This is a genomic window from Spirillospora sp. NPDC029432 (assembly GCF_040703975.1).
In the GTDB taxonomy this organism is placed as follows: domain Bacteria; phylum Actinomycetota; class Actinomycetes; order Streptosporangiales; family Streptosporangiaceae; genus Spirillospora.
On the sequence record NZ_JBEZWH010000013.1, the window covers coordinates 119,534 to 141,401 of the forward strand.

Sequence of the window (21,868 nt, forward strand, 5' to 3'; positions counted from 1 at the left end):
ATGGGTGTCCGGCCCGGGCTCAGCCTGCGGCGCGGTACGCCGCCGCCTGGAGGCCGTAGAGGTCGGCGTAGAGGCCGCCGTGCGCCATCAGCGAGGCGTGGTCGCCCTCCTCGACCACCTTGCCGTGCTCCAGCACGTAGATCCGGTCGGCGTGCCGGACGCTGGCCAGCCGGTGCGTGATCAGCAGCACCGTCCGGCCGTCGGCGTGCGTGCGGATCCGCTCGAACAGGTGGTGCTCGGCGCGCGCGTCCAGGGCGGCGGTCGGCTCGTCGCAGATCAGCAGCGGCGCGTCCCGGAAGAAGCCGCGGCCCACCGCCAGCCGCTGCCACTGCCCGCCCGACAGCTCGGCGCCGCCCTCGAAGCGGCGGTCCAGGAGCGTGTCGTAGCCGCGCGCGAGATCGGCCACCACCTCGTCGGCGCCGGAGGACCGGGCGGCGGCCAGCAGCGCCTCCTCGGACGCCTTACGGCCCATCGTGATGTTCTGCCGGGCGGTCATCGGCCAGTGCGTGTAGTCCTGAGCGATCACCGCGACGCGCTCCCACAGCCGCTCGGGCGGCACCCGGCGCAGCGGGACGCCGTCCCAGCGGACGTCGCCGGTGTCGGGGTCGTACAGCCCGGCGAGGATCTTGGCCAGCGTGCTCTTGCCCGAACCGTTCTCGCCGACCAGCGCCACCACCTCGCCGCGCTCGACGCGCAGCGAGATCCCGTTGAGCGAGGGCGCGTCCGCGCCGGGGTAGGTGAACGTGACGTCCTCGACGGTGATCCGGCCGAAGTCCGCCGGCAGCGCCACCGGGGCCTCCGCAGGGTCCTCCGCGGAGACCTTCTCGGAGTCCTTCTCGGGGTCCTCCTCAGGTAGGAGGCGTACGCGCTCGGGCGTACGCGCCTCGGCCTCGGCGCAGAACTCCAGGTAGTCGCCGAAGTACAGGCCCTCCTCGTAGCACCGGTTGACGGCGAACACCAGGGTGGCCAGGGAGGTCTGGCCGGTGCGGATCGCCAGCACGGCCGTCCCCGCCACGGCCAGCGGCACCGCGCCCTTCCACAGCATGAGCCCCAGCGCGACGTAGACGCCCGCCGTGGCCAGGCCCTTCATCATGTCGCCGAGGACCCGCACGGCCGTCTGCCGCCGGGCCAGGGCGAGCTCCACGGCGCGCTGGTGCGCGGCGACCTGGTCGTACTGCTCCAGCAGGAAGCCCCGCATGGTGAACGAGCGGATCTCCGGCGCCTGCCCGCGGTCGGCCATCAGGTCGGACAGGATCCACTTGCGCCGCAGCGCGCCGATCAGCCGCAGCTCGGTGACGTAGCGCATCCGCGCGGCCCGGACCGCCGCCCAGCCCTCCGGCAGCGCCGTGAGCAGCAGCAGCGGCAGCAGCAGGGGATGCAGGACGCCCAGCGTCCCGGCCGCGGCGGCCAGCCCGACCGCGCCGGTGAGGACGTCCACCGCCTGCTGGACGACCATGGTCGCCGACCGCATCCCGCGGCCCTCGGCGCGCTTGAGGTCGTCCAGGAACTCCGAGTCGTCCAGCGCGGCCAGCTCCACGGCCGTGGTCGCCTCGTACAGCCGCAGCTCGACCAGCCGCTGCACCTGGGGGTTGAGGCGGTCCTGCGCCCAGCCGGCCGCCGCCTGCAGCCCGGACCGCAGCGTGATCGCGCCGGCGACCAGCGCCAGCGACGGCAGCGCCGCGCGGACCCGGTCGGGGGTCGGGCCGGCCGCGAGCAGCGCGGTCAGCACGCCGGTGGTGGCCAGCAGCCCGAACGCGGTGAAGACCCCGGCGATCAGGTTGAACGCGATGGTCACGGTGGTGTCGACCGGGTTGGCGCGCCAGGCCAGCCGGGCCGACCGCCCGATCACGGCGGGCAGCCGCCGGGCCATCGTCCGCATGCCGGTCGAGTTCAGCTCGCCGGTCCGGGCGTACCAGACCGGCGCCGAAACCTCCGGCAGCCCGGAATCGTCCGGGGCGGCATCGGCGCTGGTCCGGCGCCGGTTCCTGAAGGCGCGGACGAATCCGCGCAGGGAGAATCTTGGTGAAGAACCCATCCGCCGCCCCTCGCCCGCACGTACCACCGATGGGAAGTGTGCCCCGGGAGGACGACGGCGACCGCTGCTTTCATCACAAAGCGTGCTGATACGGAACGACAGACAAATCATGCACTGGATGGACGCGCTCGGTAGTCGGCGTCCCCTAAGGTCTACGGCATGACCGACGCCCGGCCAGGACGGGAGGGAGACCGGATGGCGCGCAACAGGCCCGCTCCGGCGGAGTACGCGCACGAGCGCGACCCGTACGGCGACCCCTACGCGGACCCGTACGCGGGCGACCAGTACAGGGGCCGTGACCCCTACGACGAGGGCTACCGCCGGCGCCGGCGCCGCCGCTGGCCCCGGGTGCTCGCGATCCTGCTGGTGATCCTGCTGGTGCTGGCGGTCGGCGGCTACTTCTACCTGGACTCGCGGCTCAAGCGGGAGGCGGTGCTGGATCAGCCGGGCCGGCTCGCCGACACCCCGGGCACCAACTGGCTGATCGTCGGCTCCGACAGCCGCGAGGGGCTCGACAGCGCCGACCGCAGGCGGCTGGCCACCGGCAAGGCCGAGGGCCGCCGGACGGACTCCATGATGCTGCTGCACTACGGCTCCGGCGGCACGTCCCTGACCAGCCTCCCGCGCGACTCCTACGTCCCGATCCCGGGCAGGGGTTCCAACAAGCTGAACGCGGCGTTCGCGTTCGGCGGCCCCAAGCTGCTGGTGAAGACCGTCGAGCAGGCCACCGGCGTGCGGATCGACCACTACGCCGAGATCGGCCTGGGCGGCTTCGTCGGCATCGTGGACGCCATCGGCGGCGTCGACATGTGCATCAAGGAGCCGATGCGCGACCCCAAGGCCGGGCTGAACCTCAAGGCCGGCTGCCAGACGCTCGACGGCGCCTCGGCGCTCGGCTACGTCCGCACCCGCGCCTCCGCCCGCGCCGACCTCGACCGCGTCGAGCGGCAGCGGCAGTTCTTCGGGGCGCTGATGAAGAAGGCCGCGAGCCCGGGCGTGCTGGCCAACCCGATGCGCAGCATCCCGCTGGCCCTCAACGGCACCGGCAACTTCCTGGTGGACGAGGACGACCACCTGCACGACCTGGCCCGGATGATGTGGGCGATGAAGGGCGTCAGCGGTGGCGGCGGCGTCACCACCTCCGTCCCGATCGGCGGCAGCGGCAGCTCGCCGAGCGCCGGCGCGTACATCACGTGGGACAAGCGGAAGGCGGGCGCGCTGTTCGAGGCGCTGAAGAACGACGAGAAGATCCCGAGCAGCGTCATCTCCAAGTAGCGGCGGCACGGGCGGCTAGAGTCGGGAGCATGCCGGAAGCGACGCGGCTGGACGAGCTGCCCTCCAAGGAACTGCACGACCGGGCGATGGCCCTGGCCAGGGAACGGCGCGACGTGGGCTTCCTGTGGGAGCTGCTGCGCGCCATCCCGGCGGCCGCGGCCTCGCTCGGGGAGGTCGACCGGGCCACCTTCGACCTCCTGCACGGGCTGTCGCTGCTGGAGGAGTTCACGCACGCGGGCGAGAGCGATCTCGCCGAGGCGCTGCGCCCGCTCTACATCTCCTACCTGGCCGAGCACGGCCGGCCGGGGGACTGATCTTCCGCAGGGCGGTTCTTTGCCCTCCCGTGACTTCTGTTCGCGTTCACTGGGGAAGCACTCTCCGTGAGCGACCGACCTCAGAAGGTAGGGAACGTGAACAAGAAGCATATGAAGATCGCCGCGATCGCCTTCGCGGTGTGGTACGTCATCACCAGGCCGGAGGGCGCCGCCACGCTGGTCAACAGCACGCTGGGCGGGCTCGGCGGCGCGGCCGAGTCGATGTCGCAGTTCGTCAGCGCGATTCCCTGACTCGCGCCGCCTCTGAGCGAAGGGCCGCGGCCCCGTACCTGCGTCGGGTACGGGGCTTCTCCATGCCGTATCCACGCCGTCCCAGTGCCGTGTCCACGCCGCGATCCGGGGCCGGATCATGCCGGGGGGATCAAGCGCTGGCCGTCCCGCCACAGTAAAATGGCGCTTTGCGTGCGTAAGCAGATGGGCACAAATGAGTCGGGTCAGTGTGTCGCTGCGCTACTGAGGGATGGCTGTTTCGGATGAACAAGAAGAACCTCCAGCGTGTTGCCATCGTCTTTGTGATCTTCTACTTGCTCACCTCGCCCCGTGACGCGGCCAACGTGGTCAACAACGCCATCTCGCAGCTCGGCGAGGCCGGCAACGCGCTGGCGGCGTTCGTGAACGCGTTGGGGACGTGAGGGCGGGCCGTCCCCGCTCCCACGGGACGGCCGGTAACGGGCAGGCCCGATCTCTCTTCTAGGATCGGGCCCATGTCTGTCTACGAGGTAGAGATCGGTGGTCTGCGCGGCGGTTCCGCGGACCTCGGCCAGTACCGCGGCAAGGCCGTGCTGATCGTGAACGTCGCCTCCAAGTGCGGCCTCACCCCCCAGTACACCGGCCTCGAGCGGCTCCAGGAGCGCTACGCCGGGCGCGGCTTCACCGTCCTCGGCGTTCCGTGCAACCAGTTCATGGGGCAGGAGCCGGGCACGCCGGAGGAGATCGAGCAGTTCTGCTCGACGACCTACGGCGTCACGTTCCCCCTGACCGAGAAGATCGAGGTGAACGGCGAGGGCCGGCACCCCCTGTACGACGCCCTCACCCCCACCGCCGACGCCGAGGGCCACACCGGCGACATCCGGTGGAACTTCGAGAAGTTCCTCGTCGCCCCGGACGGCACCGTCGCGGCCCGCTTCGCGCCGCAGGCCGAGCCCGAGTCCGACGAGGTCGTGGCCGCCATCGAGAAGGCCCTCCCGGCCGCCTGACCCGGTCCCCGGTGGCGCCCGTCCCGCCGCCGCGCTCGCCGTGTGGGGTGCGCCACACTCCGGTTGTCGCTGTTGGACGCTGGGTCTAGCGTGGGGTCCCGCGACGACGTGGAGGTGACCATGGGCGGCTGGAGTGCGGCCGACATCCCCGACCTGAGCGGGCGGCGGGCGATCGTCACCGGGGCCAACAGCGGCATCGGCTACCACGCCGCGCTGGAGCTGGCCCGGCACGGCGCGTCGGTCGTGCTGGCGTGCCGCAGCGCCGAGCGCGGCCAGGCGGCGCACGACCGGATCGCGGCGGCCGTGCCCGCGGCGGACGTCGAGCTCGGCATCCTCGACCTGGCCGACCTGTCCTCGGTACGGGAGTTCGCGGCCCGAGAGGAGGGCCGCCCGCTGGACGTCCTGGTCAACAACGCGGGCGTGATGGCGCTGCCCAAGCGCGCGACCGCCGACGGCTTCGAGATGCAGTTCGGCACCAACCACCTCGGCCACTTCGCGCTCACCGGCCTGCTGCTGGCGGCGCTGCGGTCCGCCGACGCCCCGCGCGTGGTGAACGTGACCAGCGGGTTCGCCTGGGCGGGGAAGCTGAACTTCGGCGACCTGCAGAGCGCCCGCAAGTACCGCAAGTGGACCGCCTACGCCCAGTCGAAGCTCGCGAACCTGGTCTTCACCAAGGAGCTGGGCCGCCGCGTACCGGAGATCACCGCCGTGGCCGCGCACCCGGGCTTCGCCGCGACCAACCTCCAGCAGACCGGGCCGCGGATGGAGGGCAGCCGGGGCCAGGAGCGCCTCATGGGCGCGGTCAATGCCGCCGTCGCCCAGTCCGCCGCCGCCGGGGCCCTGCCCACGCTGTACGCGGCGACCGCGCCCGGCGTCGAGCAGGGCGCCTGCTACGGGCCGCGGCTCGCCCAGTACCGCGGCGCCCCCACCAAGGTCGTCGTGAACCCGGCGGCCAAGCGCCCCGAGCTGGGCGCGCGCCTGTGGGAGGTCTCGGAGTCGCTGACCGGCGTCGCGTTCGCGACCTCCGTCTAGCCGCCCCGGCTAGGGCGCGGTGGCGAGGTCCCAGTCGAGCGTGGCCGGGATGGAGCCCTCCATCGTCAGCAGCCAGCGCTTGACCTCGACGCCCGAGCCGCCGCTGTAGCCGCCGAGCCCGTTGGACGCCACCACCCGGTGGCACGGCACGATCAGCGGGACCGGGTTGGAGCCCATCACCTGCCCGATCGCCTGCGCCGGCACGCCCGCTCCGCTGAGCTCGCCCAGCTCGCCGTAGGTGACGACCTTCCCGTACGGGACGGACTCGTACAGCGCCGCCAGCACCCGCCGCTGCACCGGCGAGGTCAGCCGCCAGTCGACCGGCAGGCCGAACGCGTGCTCCGTGCCGGTGAAGTAGGCGCGCAGGCCGTCCAGCGCCGGCGCGACCCGCCCGGGGTCCTCGACGACCGGCAGCCCGAACCGCGCTGCCGCGCGCGCCCGGGTGCCGGGGGTGTCCTTCCAGCCGAGCCAGCCGACGCCGGTCTCGGTGGCGCCGACCAGCAGCCGCCCCAGCACGGTGTCCACCGATCCGAACGCGAGTGTCTCCGTCATGTCCGCTCCCTTCCGCCCACGATGAGCGCCGCCGTCATGGGCAACACCAGGGCCATCGCGCAGGTTGCGAGGACACCGTAGGAGAAGGCGGTGACGATCGCGCCGGCCGCCAGCCCGCCGATCGCGGCGCCGCCGTTCATCAGCAGGTCCGACAGGCCCTGGACGGCGGGCCGCCGCTCCAGCGGGACCGACTCGGTCAGCAGCGCCGACCCGGCCACCAGCCCGAACGACCAGCCGAGCCCGAGCAGCACCAGCGCGATCGACAGCCGGGTCACGTCGTGCGGCGCGGAGACGGCCGCCAGCGCGGTCGCCGCGGCCAGCACGGCCATCCCGATCAGCAGCACGGGGACGCGCCCGTACCGGTCGGCGAGCCAGCCGGGCAGCGGCGACAGCGCGTACATGCCGGCGATGTGCAGGCTGATGACCACGCCCACGATGGACAGGCTCGCGTGCCCGTGGTTGAGGTGGACCGGCGTCATCACCATGACCGAGACCATCACGATGTGGCTGACCGCGATCGCGGCCACCGCCAGCCGCGCCCGCGGGGACTCGCGCAGGGCCCGCCAGCCGCTCACCTTCGGCGCGGGCGGGCCGCCGTCCGCGTCTTCGGCCCCGTCCCCGGTCACGTCCCTGGCCGCGTCTTTGCCGGACGTGCGCATCCCGGCGGCGTGCAGCGGGTCGGGCCGCAGCAGCGCGAAGATCCCGAGCAGCGTCAGGCCGAACGCGATCGCCGCCATGGCGTACGGTCCCGCCCAGGCCGCCAGGCCCAGGTCGCGGCCTATCGCGTCGGCGGGCTCGGCCAGGTTGGGGCCCGCGATCGAGCCCACGGTGGTCGCCCACACCACGATCGACAGATCCCGCGCGGTGCGCCCGGGGCCGGACAGGTCGGTGGCCGAGTAGCGGGCCGCCAGGCCGCCCGCGCTGCCGCCGCCGGCCAGGAAGAGGCCCAGCATGAGCAGCGGCCACGAGGGGATCGCGGTGCCGATCATCGCGACGACCGCGCCGGCGGTGGCGGCGCCGTACGCCAGCGACAGCCCGGCGCGGCGGCCGTGCCGGGCGGCGGCGCGGGCCATCGGGACGGCCAGCACGCCGGCGCCCGCGACCGCGGACGTCTGCGCCAGCCCGCCGATCGCCTCCGAGCCGGACAGCGTCGCCGCCGCCAGCGTGCTGATCGCGACACCGGTGCCCACCCCGATCCCGCCGAGGATCTGGGAGGCGGTCAGCACCGCCAGGATGCGCCGCTGGGCGGGATGCCGCCCCGGCGGTACGGCCCGTTCCGCGGCCTCGTCCGCGAGCGTCATCGGCATGGTCCTGTCACTAGTGGTGTCAGCAGTGATGTCAGCAGTGAATAGAGGGAATGTTCATGATTTGCCCGATCACTGTACGGGATGGGGGTATCCAGGGAAAGCTCACCACCGGGTGAGGTGCGCGTACAGCCGCGCCGCCTCCTTCACCAGCCGGCTGGACCCGCCCCGGCCGACCGTCTCCGCCAGGCCGGGCACGCCGTCCCGCGCCCCCGTGGCCTCGGCCGTCCGGGTGCCCAGGGCGATCAGATCGGGCAGCCCGGCCGGCGGCTTGATCTTCTGCTCGGCGATCGCGGCGAATATCACCGGTAGCGCCGCCGCGACCGCCGTCCACACCTGGGCGTCCGCGCCCGCTCCGGCGGCCTCGGCGAGCGCGCCGGTCACGCGTGCGGGCTTGGCGATCCGGTGCTCGGTCAGCGTCCCGACGGCCGCGCCCAGCTCGGCGGCCGGCAGGCGGCCGCGCGCCGCCATGTGCAGCAGCGCGTCCACGGCCCCGGCCCGCTGCCGCGCGCTCTTGACCGTCAGCCCGTACGCGAGTGCGGCCCCCGCCGCCGCGCCGGCCGGCCCGTCCGCCTCGGCGAGCCCGAGCAGCGCGGCGCCCTGCTCGTGATCCGCCTCGACGAGCGGCGCCAGGTGGGGGAGGAGATGTGCGGCGGCCGTCTCGGTGTGCGACGGCAGCATCGCCGGCCACCAGTGGATCTCGGGGGCGGCCTGCGGGTGCTCCCCCTCGGAGTGGCTCTGCCACGAACTCCCCCAGGGGAACGCGAACAGCGGGGCCACCGGATCCGGCACCTCCCCGCGCGGCGTCACCGTGGCGACGAGCCCGCTCCCCGCGTCACCGGCCGACCGGGCGCCCTGGAGGAGAACGCATTCGACGGCCGGGTCGGGGACGGGCCCGCCCGCGAGCCGGTCCGCCAGCTCCCGGCCCGCGGGCGAGGCCAGCCGCCGGGCGCGGGCCGCCGCGTCCGCGCCGGCCTCGCGGGGAAGGCGGAGGAGGGCCTGCTGGAGGTCGAACGGCCCGGGGTCGGCCCCGGCCGCCTCGACCCGTTCCATGCGGGAGACCAGCTCGTCCGGGTCGATGTGGCCGGTCGACGACGTGGGCGTCCCGAGCACGACCGGCACCCGCCCGGCCAGCGCGGCGATCTCGCGCATCCGCAGGAGGAGGAAGCGGCGCAGCGGCGCGTGGAAGGACCCCGTGACGCGGTCGACCCTCGGGAACGGGGCGTCCGGTTCGACGATCGCCCGCGCGGCGAGCTTCGGCCAGACCGCCGGCCAGGCCGCGAAGTACCACCCGAAGTCCACCGGCTGGTTCCAGATGTCGGACTCGTCCTCGACGAACGGGCCCAGCGCGGCCCTGACACCGTCCGGATCGCGGTACCCGAACTCGACGATCCCGGCCAGCACGCGCTCGACGTCCTGCCACGAGGGGTCCGTGCGTTCCAGGACGGCGAACTGCTCGGCCAGCTCGGCGATGGAGGAGATCGGGCCGGGCAGGAGCGCGGGCGGGGGCGGCGGGGCCAGGACGACCGGCGCGGCGGGCTCGGGCGCCTCGACATCGCCGAACGCGGCGGCGACCCAGGCGCGGAGGTCGGCGGGCAGCGCGGCCGCCGCCTCGCGCACGGCCTGCCGGGCCTTCTCGCCCGCCTCGGCCGCGTGCTTGACGGCCACCTCGACGGCGCGTTCCTGGAGCGCGTGCGCCTCGCAGCCGAATGCGACGGGGAGGGCGGCCAGCGTCGCGTCCACCCGGGAACGCTCGCGGGCGCTCCCGCCGAGCCAGATGAGCGCCGCCCGGACCAGCTTCTTCTCCGGACGGAACAGCAGCGCCTCGGCCGCCTCGGCGAACGCGGCCCCGTCCAGCGCGCCGAGCCGGTCGGCCCGGCGCACCTCGGTGAGCGCGAGCTCGGCGACCCCGGCCGGCGCGGCGGGCAGCAGCCGCAGGTAGTCGCGGAGCCGCTCGGCGGCCTCCTCCGGGGTGACGGCCAGCGCCTCGTGCAGCCGCACGTACCAGCGCAGGTCGGCGAGGTCCCCACCGCGCAGGAGGCGGCGCAGGCAGCCGTCCAGCAGCGCGGTCCGGTCGATCCCGCCCGCGCGGGCGAGCGCGGTGAGCGCGTCGATCCACGGCCGCCCCTGGTAGGTCCCGCCGAGGACCCGCCCGATGATCTCGATCTCGAACAGGCGCGGCAGCATGGCGCCCAGGAACGGGTCGCCGGCCAGCTCCTCCGGGTCCGTCCAGTTGGCCCAGCCGACGGCGAACGCGTCGTCGTCTGGCGGCCCGGCGCCCGCGTCCGCGCTCAGCAGCGCGCAGATCCGCCAGGCCGCCGCGTTCCCGTGCGGGTCCGCCTGGTCGGCGACCGCCAGCCGGCCGGCCAGGCGCCGCGCCACCTCGGCCCGCCAGGCCGCCGGGCGGCCCGCCGCCGCGGCGACGACCCGCAGGGCGTGCGCCGGTTCGCCGTCCGAGGAGGGGACGCGCAGGTCGCGGCGGGTCAGCCAGGCCGCCGCCGCGGCGGCCCCGCCGATGCCGCCCGCCCCCGCCGCCATGAACGCCCACTTGTGCCGTTCCATGCTCCAGCTCCAGCTGAACCCGGGCTGCCGGTCCTGGACGTCCCTCAGCAGGCCGGGCAGGTCCTCGCCGAGCCGCCGGCGCTCGGCATCGGTGAGGCGCGGCGCGAGCGCGGCCACCATCCGGAGGTTGCCGCCGTCGAGCTGCTTCAGCAGCATCTCCAGCACGGGCGCGCTCATCGGGCGCTCTCCTTCGCGGCGTCGCGGACGATGCGGGCGGCCAGGACGTGCTTGCACGGCCCCCGCCCGCCGCGGTGGTCGACCCACCAGGGGCAGGTGCAGGACGCGGTCCCGTCCGGGGAGCCGCCCGCGAACCGCACCTGCCAGGGCCGGCCGCCGGTGTCCACGGCCGCCACGTCCGGGCCGGTGAACGTGACGCGGCCCTCGTCCACCAGCGTCCGGGCGTTGCGCAGGCGCGGGTTCATCGCGAGGACCCGTTCCGCGTCGTACGGCAGCTCGCGGTGGAAGAACCCGGCCTCGGCGGTGTCGTAGCCGACCCGCCCGGCCGTCCCGAGCTGGGTGAGCGCGGCGCGCGTCCGGGCGAGGCCGAGCCCGGCCCGTTCGGCGATCAGGTCCGGCTCGACCCGGGGCTCGAACGACAGCAGCGCCCCCACCAGCTCCGCGTCGTCGGCCGCCTCGTCGGTCGCCAGGGCGTCCAGGACGGCGCCCTCGCCGGAGAACCCGCGGTGCGGCTCGGGGGAGAGCACCAGCACGTACCGCATGCCGGGGAGCTCCAGCTCCCAGGCGCTCGCGACCGGCCCGTTCCCCGCGCGCACCGCGGGCCCGTACGCGCGCAGCGCCCGGGCGAAGCGCAGCAGCGGCAGCATGGTCCGCAGCCGGCCGGGACCCGGGAGGCAGACCGCGCCCGGTACGGGCCGGGCCGCGACCCGCAGGCCCCGCCCCGCCGGGACCGCCCACAGCGTCCCGGGGGACCGCGCGCCCGGCAGGCCGCGCACGAAGCGCACCGCCTCGGCCGCCCCCAGCTCGGCGCGCGGATCGAACCCGGACGTGATCACCTGCACCTCGGCGAAGCCGCGCAGCCACCGCTCGGGCAGCGGCACCTTCTTCTCCACCACCGCGCCGTCCAGCGTGGTGACCGCCAGCTCCTCGGCGCCCACGGCCAGGTGCAGCGGATCGTCGCCGCCCACCCGGGCGAGCGCCTCGCGCAGCGGGCCGTTCACGTCCACGTTGGTGGTGCCGCGCTCGTGCACCTCCCCGTCCAGGGCCTGCTCCAGCACGTCCAGCCGGGCGTACACCCCGCAGCACGCGGAGAACGACTCCAGCCTCAGCCGGTCCCCGTTGCACGTGACGACCGGATCCCGGAACGCGGTCGGCCGCGGCCGGTGGTAGCGGGTCTGCGCGACGTCGGCCAGGGCGAGCAGCGCCGCCGCGGCCGGCGCCGCCCTGGTGAGCAGCCCGCTGAAGAAGTACGGGTGGTCACGGGGGCCGGCGGTGGTGGTCCCGCCGGACGTGGAGAGGCCGAGGACGTCCCCGGCCAGCCCCGAAGGGCGCGGATACGTGTAAGCCTGAGCCGTGCCGATGCCCGCCATGCCGCGAACCTAGGGCCGAACACCGACAAATCCAACGATGCATACCGGGGTGAGAACGGCGAACCCGGCATAGTACGGGGTTGGGCACGGGCTCGCCGAGGCCGGAGGTAGGGTTTGTGACGTGCGAAGGTTCCTCACCCCTGGCTGGCTCGGGCTGCATGCTGTGGCGATCACGCTGTGCGTCGCCTTCATCGGCTTCGGGTGGTGGCAGTACGACCGCGCGCAGGCCGGCAACGACCGCAGCTGGGCCTACACCTTCGAGTGGCCGATCTTCGCGCTCTTCGTGGTCGTGATGTGGGTCAAGATGATCCGGGACGAGCTGTCCGACGACCCCTCGATCAAGGCCCCGGCCCGGATCGAGGAGCCCGCCGAGGCCGCGGTCAAACGCTCCATCATCGCGGCGCAGGAGGAGGAGGACCCGCAGCTGGCGGCCTACAACCGCTACCTGGCGAGGCTCAACTCCGAGACCCACCGGCGCGACTGAGGGCACCCCCCGTACCCACGACCATGCGACCTCCCCCGGAGGTCCGACCGTTCAGAGAGGTGACCCGTGGAAGCGGCCATCAACCGGTACCGCGTCATGGCCATCATCGTCGGCGTGATGCTGCTGATGGTGGTCTTCGTCGGCATGCCGATCCGCTACATCGGCGGCAACGGCACCCCGTCGGCGATCATCTCCCCGATCCACGGCGCGCTCTACATCGTCTACCTGGCGATCGCGTTCGACCTCTACCAGAAGGCGTCCTGGCCCCTGAAGCAGATGGTGCTGATGGTGACGGCCGGCCTGATCCCGTTCCTGGCCTTCTTCATCGAACGCAAGATCGTCACCCGGGCCCGCGCCGAGCTGGCCGCCCGCGGCGCCGCCGGGACCGCCGAGGGCGAGAAGCCCGCCCCCAACCAGGCCTGAACCGGCCGCCTCCCCGGCTTCCAGAGGCCCGGGTACGGCCTCGGCCCGTGGGGCTGGACGCCTCCACGGGCCGGGCACAGCAGCGGTCATCGGCTGCTTACTGGGCGGCCTGGGACGGGGGTCGGGTCTGAGTCGCCGGGCCGCCCGGCTCCTTTAACGGCTCACACGGTGCGTCTGGATCCGGCACTCACCTCTCTCTCCACTGGGTCGGTCGCTGGCGGCCGGTCCGATGGCGCGGCTCCGCGGAGCCGCCGGTCCGGCGGTGAGGCGTCCGGTGCCGGGAGGGCGTCCGGCACCGGGCCCTGGGCCCGGATCGTGACGGTGCACCGGGCCGGGACGGCCGAGGACCCGAGGTGTATCCCGGCGCGTTGCGGTCGCCGCCGGCACCTGGGCGGAAGGGGGGCGGTGCCGGAAGCGACGCGACGTGCCGGGAACGCCCTCGGCCGTCCGGACCGGGTCGCCGGGAAGGTCGCGCAGTGCCGTCCCCCGCATGATGACCCTCCCTGGTCCGTCGGGTGCGGACCTTGGTGCGGCCCTTCACCCTGCGTCACGATTACGTTGCGTTAAGTACCCCGGCTTCACGTCGGCGTAAACCCAGGTCAACGAAGAATCGCTGAAGGTAAACCGGCCGCGCCCGCGCTCGGCGCCGCCATGCCCGCCGGAACCCGCCCGCAGACCTCGATCCACCGCCGTGGCCGCTTCGGGCCTTGCACAGGCTAACGGCGTTAGCTATCGTGTAGCTAGCGCCGTTAGCCAGGAGGCAGAGATGCTCGTCCGCGCCACCCTCACGATCGTCGTACTGCTCGCCGTCGCCATCGCCGGCCTGTACGTCTGGACCAGGACCCACCCCACCCGGATGCGCTCGCAGATCGAGATCAGCGCACCGCCCGCCGAGGTCTGGAAGGTGCTGACCGACTTCCCGTCCTATCCCGAATGGAACCCGTTCATCGTCAGCGCCGCCGGCGAGGCCCGCACCGGCGCCCGCCTCACCAACCGGCTGTCGAACGGCGGCGGCACGATGACGTTCAAGCCCACCGTCCTGGTGGCGAGGCCGGGCGAGGAGCTGCGCTGGATCGGGCGCTTCGGAGTCCCGGGCATCGTGGACGGCGAGCACTACTTCCTGCTGGAGGAGATCGCCGGCGGGCGGACCCGGCTCGTGCAGGGCGAGACGTTCACCGGCGTGCTGGTGCCGTTCGCGGGCGGCGCCATCCAGGTCGAGGACGGCTTCGCGGCCATGAACGCGGCCCTCAAGGCCAGGGTTGAGAAGATGGCCGGATGACCATCGAGCAGCCGGCGCTCACCGCGCTGACACCCCGGGCGGCCGAGATCGTCACGGCCGCCCGCGCCCTGCTGGAGGAGGAGGGCCGCGAGGCGCTGACCATGCGGGTGCTCGCCGACCGGATCGGCATCCGCGCGCCCTCCCTCTACAAGCACTTCCCCGACAAGGAGGGCGTCGAGGTCGCGCTGATCGAGCGCGGCCTCGCCGAGATGGGCGCGGCCCTCCGCGCGGCGCTCGGCGGGCCCGACCCCGTGCCCGCGCTGCTCCGGGCGTACCGGGAACGGGCCCGCGCCAGCCCCAACCTCTACCGGCTGAGCACCGCCGGGCCGCTGCCCCGCCACCGCCTGGCCCCCGGCCTGGAGGACTGGGCCGGGGAGCCGTTCTTCCTGGCGACCGGCGAGCCGTACGCGGCGCAGGCGCTGTTCGCGTTCGCCCACGGAATGGTCGTCATGGAGATCGACGGCCGCTTCCCGCCCGGCTCCGACCTGGACCGCACGTGGGCCGAGGGCGCCCGCGCCTTCGCCGCCTAGGGCCGTCCGGCGACGCTCGTCCCGAACGCGGAACCCGCCGGCGCGCCGTCGCGGCCGGCGAACCAGTTGTCCGCCACCACGGTCGTGCCGAACAGCGCCCGCCACGGGACCGCGTGGGCGGCACCCTCGCCGTGCCCGGGAGCGCCGGCGACCACGCTCGCCTCGCCCGGCCCGAACGCCAGCGCCGCACCGAAGCGGGCATTCGCCCGCGCGTCCCCGCCCAGGCCGTCGGTCTCCTGGCTGACGGTCCCGTCCACCCGCGGAGTCGCCCCGACCTGCACGCCGTGCACGCGGCCCGCGTCGGCCAGCTCGCCCACGTCCTCGCCGGGCGCGCCGATCGCCACCGACACCTCCGGTCCCGGTGCCGACGCCGACCGGATGACGCCGGCGGCCACGCTCGTACCGAACCCGTCGCCGGTCTCGTTGGCCCCCGGCACCCCGGCCGTGCCCTGGTGCACGGCCAGCACCTCGGCGGCCTGCCGGCCGTCGTAGCCCAGGACGGTCACCATCCCGGCGTCCGCCGCGGCGCCGAGGTCCTCACCGGGCGCCCCGGCGGCGACGCGCAGCGGCAGGGCCGGCTCCCAGGCCGCCGCGACGCTCGCGCCGAACCGGTCACCGGACTCGGACGTGCCGCTCACGCCCGCCGAGTCCTGGCCGATCGCGGTCTCCTCGATCGCCGCCATCGGATCCTCGACGATGTGGATCATCCCGGCGTCCCGCTCGGCGCCGACGTCCTCGCCGGGCACCCCGATCACCGCGGTGGGCTTGTCGAACGAGCCCGCCGCCAGCGACGCGCCGAACCGGTCGCCGGCCTCCACGGTGCCGTCGAAGTCCTGCCGGTCCTGGTTCAGCTCGGTGACGCCGGCCACCCGCCCGCCGCTGATGGACACGACCTGGACGGCGCCCGCGTCCGCCGCGGCCTCGCCGTCCCCCAGGTCCTCGCCCGGCGCGCCGGCGAGCACCGTGCCGGGCATCGCAGCCACGGCCGTTCCGTAGCCGTCGCCCGCCTCGGAACGGTCCGGTACCCCGCCGGCGCCCTGCCGCAGCGTGATCGGCGCGGGCCGCGCGTCCCGTCCCGGAGCGAAGATCACATGGACGGCGCCGGCGCCCGCGTCCTCGCCGGGCGCGCCGACGACCAGATCCGCGGCCCCGTCCCGGTCGATGTCGGCCACCGCGACCGACGCACCGAACCGGTCGCCGTCCTCGGGCGCCTCGTCCGGACCCTGCGTGATCGTCAGCCAGCGGTCGCCGCACCGCACCTGGACGGCACCGGCCCCGGCCCGCCCGTCGACGGCCGCGGCGGGATCGCCCGCCACCGCCCCCACCGCGCAGTCCTCCGCCGCCGCGGCGGTCCCGGCGGTCACGGGCACGGCGAGCGCGGCCGCCGCCACCACTCCCACGATCTTTCGACGTCTGGTCATGAACGCCTCTCCTGCGGGGCCTCTGGATGAAGGTCGCCTTCGTGGGGGAGACGCTCGATGACCTTGAACGGGTTACCGCGCCTCCCACGAAACGCCCTGACCTGCGACGGGCCCGGCCAGGCCCGCGTACAGCAGCCGGTCCCGCCACCGCCCCCTGAGATGAAGGTGCTCCCGCAGGCGCCCCTCGAGCCGCATCCCGATCTTGGTGAGGACCCGGGCGGAGGCGACGTTGCCGGGGTCGCAGGTCGCCGAGATCTTGTGCAGCCCCAGCTCGCCGAACCCGAAACGCAGCCGGCGCCCGGCGGCCTCGCCGGCGTAGCCCTTCCCCCACCAGTCCCGGTGCAGCACATAGCCGATCTCCCCGCGCCGATGGGGCACGCTGGCGATCTGAAGCTCCACCGACCCGATGAGGGTCCCGCTCTCCCGTTCGACCACGGCGAGCCCGAACCGTTCCCGGGGAGTGCCGGAGGCGTCCCGAACCGCCTCGGCGAGGAACGCGGCGGTGTCGTCCGGGCTGTTTGGCCCCCAGTCGGTGTACCGGGTGACCTCCGCGTCCCCGGCGAACCCGTGCACGGCCGCGTGATCGTCGAGGCGGAACTCGCGCAGCAGCAGCCGAGGCGTACTCATCTCCATGATCCGCAGTATCCCGCCGCCACTCACATCAGCTGAGGTCGCGCGACCCCCTGGAGGGTGTCGATCCAGCCATCGTGCTGGACGACGATGACGCGGCCCGTCAACGGCGACACGACGATGGTGTCGCCGTTTACGAGAGGCTCACCGACCACGTCCGGGTAGGCCGTGGCGAACTCGACGAACCGCTCGCAGGCGACGAAGAACGGGCCCGCCCGCTCGGCGAAACTGCCGGAGGTGACGACGATCAGCAGCCCGTCGACACGGGCCAGGCAGTACTCGACGAACTCGATCGTCACGTCGTCGGGATCGCGGTCGTCGATCTGGAACCGCCGCCAGCGCTCCACCGCCAGGCCGGGGATCTGGTCGGGGGAGAAGCCGGTCGCCCCTGGGACGACCCGGCCGAGCACGGCGGTCGCCAGGGCCCAGTTGGGATGCATGGCGGCCGATTCTCGCCGAAGTGATCGTCATTGTTCGAGGCGCCGGCCGACCGTCAGGACGGCGGACCAGTGCCGGGTGAGGCGTCCGTCCGGGCGGGTGGCGAGGCGGCGGCGTATCTCGCGGTGAGGGACGGCCGCGGGCTTGATCGCTGTCAGCGAACGTGGGTGAGGGAACAGATTGCTGCTCCGTTTTCTTGAGTGTGTATGACTCAACTTGATGTTGGTCAGAGCGCTACAGACTTGGAGCTGAGAGCATGAGCGAGACCCTGACGCTGCCGGTCCTGCCCCTGGACGACGGGGCCGTTCTGCCGGGCATGGTCGTGCCCCTCGATCTTTCGGAGAACGAGGTGCGCGCGGCGATCGAGGCGGCCCGGGCGGTCGCGCGGGCCAAGGGGCCCGGGATCCGGTCGGCGGCCAAGCCGCGGGTGCTGCTGGTGCCGCGGCTGAACGGGCAGTACGCGGCGGTCGGCACGCTCGGTGTGATCGAGCAGGAGGGCCGGCTTCCCGGGGGCGAGCCCGGGGCCGTGGTGCGCGGTGTGGAGCGGGTGCGGATCGGGACCGGGACGACCGGGCCGGGCGCGGCGCTGTGGGTCGAGGGCACCGTGATCGAGGTGCCGCCGGCGTCCGGGCGGGCGCAGGAGCTGGCCAAGGAGTACAAGAGCCTGGTCGCGGTGATCCTGCAGAAGCGCGGCGCGTGGCAGGTCGTGGACGTCGTGCAGGCCATCGACGACCCGTCGGCGCTGGCCGACAACGCCGGGTACGCGCCGTATCTGAGCGACGAGCAGAAGATCGAGCTGCTGGAGACGCCGGACACGGTCGAGCGGCTGACGCTGGCGATCGGGTGGGCGCGCGACCACCTGGCCGAGCTGGACGTGCAGGAGACGATCCGCAAGGACGTCCAGGAGGGCATGGAGAAGACGCAGCGGGAGTTCCTGCTGCGGCAGCAGCAGGAGGCCATCCGCAAGGAGCTGGCCGAGCTGAACGGCGACCCGGCGGACGAGGAGGACGACTACCGCGCCCGGATCGAGGCGGCCGACCTGCCGGAGAAGGTGCGGGAGGCCGCGCTCAAGGAGGTCGACAAGCTGGAGCGGTCGTCGGACGCCTCGCCGGAGGGCGGCTGGATCCGCACGTGGCTGGACACCGTCCTGGACATCCCGTGGAACGAGCGCACGGAGGACGCGTACGACATCGCGGGCGCGCGGGAGATCCTGGACGCCGACCACGCCGGGCTGGACGACGTCAAGGAGCGCATCATCGAGTACCTGGCCGTGCGCAAGCGGCGCGCGGACCGGGGGCTGGGCGTCGTCGGCGGGCGGCGGTCCGGCGCGGTGCTGGCGCTGACCGGCCCTCCCGGGGTCGGCAAGACGTCGCTGGGCGAGTCGGTCGCGCGGGCGATGGGCCGCAAGTTCGTCCGGGTCGCGCTGGGCGGAGTCAGGGATGAGGCCGAGATCCGCGGCCACCGCAGGACGTACGTCGGCGCCCTCCCGGGACGGATCGTGCGCGCGATCCGCGAGGCCGGCTCGATGAACCCGGTGGTGCTGCTGGACGAGGTCGACAAGGTCGGCGCCGACTACCGGGGCGACCCGACGGCGGCGCTGCTGGAGGTCCTGGACCCCGAGCAGAACCACACGTTCCGGGACCACTACCTGGAGGTGGAGCTCGACCTGAGCGACGTGCTGTTCCTGGCGACCGCGAACGTGGTCGAGGCGATCCCCGGGCCGCTGCTGGACCGCATGGAGCTGGTGCAGCTGGACGGCTACACCGAGCACGAGAAGGTGACGATCGCCCGGGACCACCTGCTGCCGCGCCAGCTCGACAAGGCGGGGCTGGAGGCGTCCGAGGTGTCCTTCGGGGACGACGCGCTGCGGCTGCTGGCCGCGGAGTACACCCGTGAGGCGGGCGTGCGGTCGCTGGACCGGTCGATCGCCAGGGTGCTGCGGAAGGTCGCGGCGAACGTCGCGCTGGAGAAGGCCGAGCTGCCGGTGAGCGTGGGCGCCGCCGACCTGAAGGACTACCTGGGGCGGCCGCGGTTCACGCCGGAGGTCGAGCTCAGCAGGTCCGAGCGCCGTACGGGCGTTCCGGGCGTGGCGACGGGGCTCGCGGTGACCGGCGCGGGCGGTGACGTCCTCTACATCGAGGCGTCGCTGGCCGACAAGGAGACCGGCGACACCGGCGTGACGCTGACCGGCCAGCTCGGCGACGTCATGAAGGAGTCGGCCCGGATCGCGCTCAGCTACCTGCGGTCGCGGGGCGCGGAGCTGGAGCTGCCGGTCGGCGACCTGAAGGACCGCGGCGTGCACGTCCACGTGCCCGCCGGGGCGATCCCGAAGGACGGGCCGAGCGCCGGCATCACGATGACGACGGCGCTGGCGTCGCTGCTGACGGGCCGGCCGGTCCGGTCGGACGTGGCGATGACCGGCGAGGTGTCGCTGACGGGACGGGTGCTGCCGATCGGCGGGCTGAAGCAGAAGCTGCTGGCCGCCAGCCGGCTGGGCATCACCACGGCGATCGTGCCGAAGCGGAACGAGCCGGACCTGGAGGACGTGCCGGCCGAGGTGCTGGAGAACATGACGGTCTTCGCGGTCAGCGACGTCCGCGAGGTCCTGGACCTGGCGCTGGAGCCGGCCAATAGCGAGGCCGCGACCGTCGCCGCCTGATCCCGGCAGAGGGACGCCCGCGCTCCGGCGCGGGCGTTCCCGCGTTCCGGGCGCATACACGCCGCCGGATCGGGGACAAGCACCGGCATGGTCGAGTCGGTCGGTCGGACCCCCTGGTACGTGCAGGCGCTGCGGGCGCTCGCGGTGGTGGCCGCGCTCGGCGCGCTCGGGGTGTTCTTCTACTACGCGTTCCGGCTCACGCTGACGCCCGTCGAGGACAACGGCCAGGCCGGCGGGAACACCGACCCGGGCGACTCGCTGCGCTTCTATCTGGACCAGCCGCTCGACCGGGCGCTGCTCCAGGTCGGCGGGAACCTGATCCTGCTGGCGCCGCTCGGCGTGCTGCTGCCGGTGGCGAGCGTGCGGCTGCGCGGCCCGGTCCGGCTGCTGCTCGTGGGCGCGCTGGTGTCGCTGGCGATCGAGACCGTCCAGGGCCTGGCCGTGCTGGGGCGCGCGTTCGACGTCGACGACGTCCTCCTGAACGCGCTGGGCGTGCTGCTCGCGTACGCGCTCGCCGGCCGCCGCCTCTCCCGCACGCTCCGCGGAACGGAGTGAGGTGGGGCGGCCGGCGGGCTCAGGAGGCCGGGGTCAGCCGGAAGACGCGCAGCTCGCGGTCCACGCGCTGGACGTACCGGTCGTACACGGGCCAGACCCGCACCAGCCGCGGCCACACCTCGGCGCGCTCGGCGGAGTCGAGCAGGTGCGCGGTGACCTCGGTGGAGCGGCCGCGGAAGCTGACCTCGGCGCCGGGGTGCTTGAGCAGGTTGCCGGTCCAGGCGGGGTGCTTCTCGCGGCCGAAGTTGGACCCGACGACGATCCACGAGCCGTCCGGCTCGGGCATGCACGCCAGCGGCGTCTGCCGCCGCAGCCCGCTGACGGCGCCGGTGGTGGACAGCACGAGGCTCGGCACCAGGAGCTGCCCGAGCATGAGGCGGCCCCCGCTCGCCTTGTGGAGCGCGCGGTCCAGCGGCGGAACGATCTTGGGCCCGATCCGGGCGAACCGCGGCGAGCCCGAGATCTTCTGGAAGGTGGGGCCGAACGTGCGCTGGATGAGGGTCGGCATCGGGTGCTCCTGAGAGGTGTGCGCGGTGCCGCGCGGGGCGGGCGCGAGCCTTCCGGCCCGGCGGAGGTGGCCGGCCTCGGCCAGCCACCGCAGGCCGTCGGTGACGGTCTCCTCGACGGGCCGCAGCGTCATCCCCAGGGCGTCCAGGGAGGGCTTGTCGTCGGTCGGGACGAGCTTGACCATGAACTCGGCGGCGTCGCGGGTGAGCGGGTAATCGAAGTTCCGTATCCGCTTGGCCGCGTCGAGCGCCGACCCGGCGCCGAGCATGACGGCGCCGGGGACGCGGAAGCTGCGCGGGCGCAGGCCGGTCACCTTCTCGCACAGCCTGGCGTACTGCGGCCAGGTCAGGTAGTGGCCGCCGAGCATCAGCCGGTTCGGGGCCGGCGTGGCGACGGCGCGGGCGAGGGCCTCGCCGAGATCGCGCACGTCGATCACGGAGACGCCGCCGGGCGGCAGCGGCCAGGCCTGGTCGAGGCCGGCGCTGAGCCCCTCCATCAGGGCGTCCAGGACGGGCTGGTCCGGCCCGCACACGCCGCCGGGGTAGACGATGGTGACGGGCGCGCCCTCCGTTTGGAGGTCCCGCACGTACCGTTCGGCGGCGAGCTTGGAGCGGCCGTAGTCGGTACGGGGCGAGGCGAGCGGCCCGTCGGTGGTGATGCGCGGCCCGGCGGGCGGCACGAACACCGCGACCGTGGACACGTGCACGACCCGGTCGAGGCCCCGGGCGACGGCGCCGCCGACGACGTTGCGGGTCCCGGACACGTTCACCTGGACGAGCGCGCTCTCGGGGTCGCGGCCGGATCCGGCCCCCGCGGCGAGCGGGCCGCGCGGCCGGTCGGGCGCGCCGGTGACGCCGATCGCGGCGGCGGCGTGGATCGCGGCGTCGCAGCCGTCGAGGGCCGCGCTCACCGCGCCCTTGTCGAGCATGTCGCCGGTGACGAACTCGACCCCGGCGGTGTCGACGCCCAGGCCGGCGAGTACCTTGCCGGCCTTGGCGGGATCGCGGACGAGCGCGCGCGGCCGGTGCCCCGCCTCCAGCAGGGCACGGACGGCATGGGACCCGACGAATCCGGACGCGCCGGTGATGAAGACCCGCATGCGGC

At 74.1% G+C, this 21,868-nt stretch carries 21 protein-coding genes; 12 read left to right on the plus strand and 9 right to left on the minus strand.

The window, feature by feature from the left end; genetic code table 11:
- Positions 1–19: 19 nt before the first annotated feature.
- Positions 20–2,035: an ABC transporter ATP-binding protein gene (locus AB0881_RS13585; RefSeq protein ID WP_366616922.1), complete on the minus strand. Its 2,016-nt coding sequence runs from the start codon at positions 2,033–2,035 to the stop codon at positions 20–22.
- 195 nt (positions 2,036–2,230) lie between these two features.
- Here AB0881_RS13585 and AB0881_RS13590 point away from each other — a divergent pair, with 195 nt between their 5' ends.
- The 6 genes from AB0881_RS13590 (at position 2,231) to AB0881_RS13615 (ending at position 5,873) form a co-directional block, all read left to right on the plus strand.
- Positions 2,231–3,310, plus strand: a complete 1,080-nt coding sequence (locus AB0881_RS13590) for an LCP family protein (protein WP_366616923.1) — start codon at positions 2,231–2,233, stop codon at positions 3,308–3,310.
- A 29-nt stretch (positions 3,311–3,339) separates the two neighbouring features.
- On the plus strand, positions 3,340–3,624 hold the full coding sequence (locus tag AB0881_RS13595) for a hypothetical protein (protein ID WP_366616925.1): 285 nt from the start codon (positions 3,340–3,342) through the stop codon (positions 3,622–3,624).
- Positions 3,625–3,720: 96 nt separating this feature from the next.
- Positions 3,721–3,876 (plus strand): hypothetical protein, encoded by a 156-nt coding sequence (locus AB0881_RS13600; RefSeq protein WP_366616926.1) that lies wholly within the window; start codon positions 3,721–3,723, stop codon positions 3,874–3,876.
- Positions 3,877–4,118: 242 nt separating this feature from the next.
- Positions 4,119–4,277, plus strand: coding sequence for a hypothetical protein (locus tag AB0881_RS13605; RefSeq protein ID WP_366616928.1), 159 nt, complete (start codon positions 4,119–4,121; stop codon positions 4,275–4,277).
- Positions 4,278–4,349: 72 nt separating this feature from the next.
- A complete protein-coding gene (locus tag AB0881_RS13610; RefSeq protein ID WP_366616929.1) occupies positions 4,350–4,841 on the plus strand; it encodes a glutathione peroxidase in 492 nt (163 codons plus the stop codon).
- Positions 4,842–4,931: 90 nt separating this feature from the next.
- Entirely contained in the window at positions 4,932–5,873 is a 942-nt protein-coding gene (locus tag AB0881_RS13615; RefSeq protein ID WP_366616930.1) for an oxidoreductase, read from the plus strand.
- A gap of 9 nt (positions 5,874–5,882) precedes the next feature.
- On the opposite strand, the gene AB0881_RS13620 is transcribed toward AB0881_RS13615, so the two are convergent.
- The 4 genes from AB0881_RS13620 to AB0881_RS13635 all read right to left on the minus strand — a co-directional run bounded on the left by AB0881_RS13620 (position 5,883) and on the right by AB0881_RS13635 (position 11,838).
- The gene (locus AB0881_RS13620) at positions 5,883–6,425 is read right to left on the minus strand and encodes a methylated-DNA--[protein]-cysteine S-methyltransferase (protein ID WP_366616932.1); all 543 of its coding nucleotides are present in this window, start codon (positions 6,423–6,425) and stop codon (positions 5,883–5,885) included.
- Positions 6,422–7,732 carry an MFS transporter gene (locus AB0881_RS13625; RefSeq protein ID WP_366616934.1) on the minus strand — a complete coding sequence of 437 codons (1,311 nt, stop codon included), beginning with the start codon at positions 7,730–7,732 and terminating at the stop codon, positions 6,422–6,424. The genes AB0881_RS13620 and AB0881_RS13625 overlap by 4 nt, the downstream gene beginning before the upstream one ends.
- A gap of 102 nt (positions 7,733–7,834) precedes the next feature.
- Positions 7,835–10,468 (minus strand): DUF6493 family protein, encoded by a 2,634-nt coding sequence (locus tag AB0881_RS13630; RefSeq protein ID WP_366616936.1) that lies wholly within the window; start codon positions 10,466–10,468, stop codon positions 7,835–7,837.
- On the minus strand, positions 10,465–11,838 hold the full coding sequence (locus AB0881_RS13635) for an SWIM zinc finger family protein (RefSeq protein ID WP_366616938.1): 1,374 nt from the start codon (positions 11,836–11,838) through the stop codon (positions 10,465–10,467). Before AB0881_RS13635 ends, AB0881_RS13630 begins: the two co-directional genes overlap by 4 nt.
- Before the next feature lie 121 nt (positions 11,839–11,959).
- Between AB0881_RS13635 and AB0881_RS13640 the strand changes: the two genes are divergently transcribed.
- The 4 genes from AB0881_RS13640 to AB0881_RS13655 all read left to right on the plus strand — a co-directional run bounded on the left by AB0881_RS13640 (position 11,960) and on the right by AB0881_RS13655 (position 14,554).
- A complete protein-coding gene (locus AB0881_RS13640) occupies positions 11,960–12,322 on the plus strand; it encodes a hypothetical protein (RefSeq protein ID WP_366616939.1) in 363 nt (120 codons plus the stop codon).
- A gap of 66 nt (positions 12,323–12,388) precedes the next feature.
- A complete protein-coding gene (locus AB0881_RS13645; RefSeq protein WP_366616941.1) occupies positions 12,389–12,745 on the plus strand; it encodes a DUF3817 domain-containing protein in 357 nt (118 codons plus the stop codon).
- A gap of 766 nt (positions 12,746–13,511) precedes the next feature.
- Positions 13,512–14,024 carry an SRPBCC domain-containing protein gene (locus AB0881_RS13650; protein ID WP_366616943.1) on the plus strand — a complete coding sequence of 171 codons (513 nt, stop codon included), beginning with the start codon at positions 13,512–13,514 and terminating at the stop codon, positions 14,022–14,024.
- A complete protein-coding gene (locus AB0881_RS13655; RefSeq protein ID WP_366616944.1) occupies positions 14,021–14,554 on the plus strand; it encodes a TetR/AcrR family transcriptional regulator in 534 nt (177 codons plus the stop codon). Before AB0881_RS13650 ends, AB0881_RS13655 begins: the two co-directional genes overlap by 4 nt.
- Here the strand turns inward: AB0881_RS13655 and AB0881_RS13660 are convergent.
- The 3 genes from AB0881_RS13660 to AB0881_RS13670 form a co-directional block, all read right to left on the minus strand.
- Positions 14,551–15,975, minus strand: a complete 1,425-nt coding sequence (locus AB0881_RS13660; RefSeq protein ID WP_366616946.1) for an FG-GAP repeat protein — start codon at positions 15,973–15,975, stop codon at positions 14,551–14,553. The genes AB0881_RS13655 and AB0881_RS13660 overlap by 4 nt on opposite strands.
- A 72-nt stretch (positions 15,976–16,047) precedes the next feature.
- Positions 16,048–16,608: a GNAT family N-acetyltransferase gene (locus AB0881_RS13665; RefSeq protein WP_366616948.1), complete on the minus strand. Its 561-nt coding sequence runs from the start codon at positions 16,606–16,608 to the stop codon at positions 16,048–16,050.
- Between the two features lie 23 nt (positions 16,609–16,631).
- A complete protein-coding gene (locus AB0881_RS13670) occupies positions 16,632–17,045 on the minus strand; it encodes a hypothetical protein (protein WP_366616949.1) in 414 nt (137 codons plus the stop codon).
- A 254-nt stretch (positions 17,046–17,299) separates the two neighbouring features.
- On the opposite strand from AB0881_RS13670, the gene lon reads away from it, so the two are divergent.
- Together lon and AB0881_RS13680 are read left to right on the plus strand one after the other, a co-directional pair.
- A complete protein-coding gene (gene lon, locus AB0881_RS13675) occupies positions 17,300–19,702 on the plus strand; it encodes an endopeptidase La (RefSeq protein WP_366616951.1) in 2,403 nt (800 codons plus the stop codon).
- Positions 19,703–19,789: 87 nt separating this feature from the next.
- On the plus strand, positions 19,790–20,257 hold the full coding sequence (locus AB0881_RS13680) for a VanZ family protein (protein WP_366616952.1): 468 nt from the start codon (positions 19,790–19,792) through the stop codon (positions 20,255–20,257).
- Between the two features lie 19 nt (positions 20,258–20,276).
- On the opposite strand, the gene AB0881_RS13685 is transcribed toward AB0881_RS13680, so the two are convergent.
- Positions 20,277–21,863: a nitroreductase/quinone reductase family protein gene (locus tag AB0881_RS13685; protein ID WP_366616953.1), complete on the minus strand. Its 1,587-nt coding sequence runs from the start codon at positions 21,861–21,863 to the stop codon at positions 20,277–20,279.
- Positions 21,864–21,868 lie beyond the last annotated feature (5 nt).

Excerpts from the sequence above, each read along its gene's own strand:
- AB0881_RS13585 (WP_366616922.1), bottom strand. The coding sequence starts at position 2,035 with ATGGGTTCTTCACCAAGATTCTCCCTGCGCGGATTCGTCCGCGCCTTC.
- AB0881_RS13590 (WP_366616923.1), top strand. The coding sequence starts at position 2,231 with ATGGCGCGCAACAGGCCCGCTCCGGCGGAGTACGCGCACGAGCGCGAC.
- AB0881_RS13595 (WP_366616925.1), top strand. The coding sequence starts at position 3,340 with ATGCCGGAAGCGACGCGGCTGGACGAGCTGCCCTCCAAGGAACTGCAC.
- AB0881_RS13605 (WP_366616928.1), top strand. The coding sequence starts at position 4,119 with ATGAACAAGAAGAACCTCCAGCGTGTTGCCATCGTCTTTGTGATCTTC.
- AB0881_RS13610 (WP_366616929.1), top strand. The coding sequence starts at position 4,350 with ATGTCTGTCTACGAGGTAGAGATCGGTGGTCTGCGCGGCGGTTCCGCG.
- AB0881_RS13620 (WP_366616932.1), bottom strand. The coding sequence starts at position 6,425 with ATGACGGAGACACTCGCGTTCGGATCGGTGGACACCGTGCTGGGGCGG.
- AB0881_RS13625 (WP_366616934.1), bottom strand. The coding sequence starts at position 7,732 with ATGCCGATGACGCTCGCGGACGAGGCCGCGGAACGGGCCGTACCGCCG.
- AB0881_RS13630 (WP_366616936.1), bottom strand. The coding sequence starts at position 10,468 with ATGAGCGCGCCCGTGCTGGAGATGCTGCTGAAGCAGCTCGACGGCGGC.
- AB0881_RS13635 (WP_366616938.1), bottom strand. The coding sequence starts at position 11,838 with ATGGCGGGCATCGGCACGGCTCAGGCTTACACGTATCCGCGCCCTTCG.
- AB0881_RS13650 (WP_366616943.1), top strand. The coding sequence starts at position 13,512 with ATGCTCGTCCGCGCCACCCTCACGATCGTCGTACTGCTCGCCGTCGCC.
- AB0881_RS13655 (WP_366616944.1), top strand. The coding sequence starts at position 14,021 with ATGACCATCGAGCAGCCGGCGCTCACCGCGCTGACACCCCGGGCGGCC.
- AB0881_RS13660 (WP_366616946.1), bottom strand. The coding sequence starts at position 15,975 with ATGACCAGACGTCGAAAGATCGTGGGAGTGGTGGCGGCGGCCGCGCTC.
- AB0881_RS13665 (WP_366616948.1), bottom strand. The coding sequence starts at position 16,608 with ATGGAGATGAGTACGCCTCGGCTGCTGCTGCGCGAGTTCCGCCTCGAC.
- AB0881_RS13670 (WP_366616949.1), bottom strand. The coding sequence starts at position 17,045 with ATGCATCCCAACTGGGCCCTGGCGACCGCCGTGCTCGGCCGGGTCGTC.
- lon (WP_366616951.1), top strand. The coding sequence starts at position 17,300 with ATGAGCGAGACCCTGACGCTGCCGGTCCTGCCCCTGGACGACGGGGCC.
- AB0881_RS13680 (WP_366616952.1), top strand. The coding sequence starts at position 19,790 with ATGGTCGAGTCGGTCGGTCGGACCCCCTGGTACGTGCAGGCGCTGCGG.
- AB0881_RS13685 (WP_366616953.1), bottom strand. The coding sequence starts at position 21,863 with ATGCGGGTCTTCATCACCGGCGCGTCCGGATTCGTCGGGTCCCATGCC.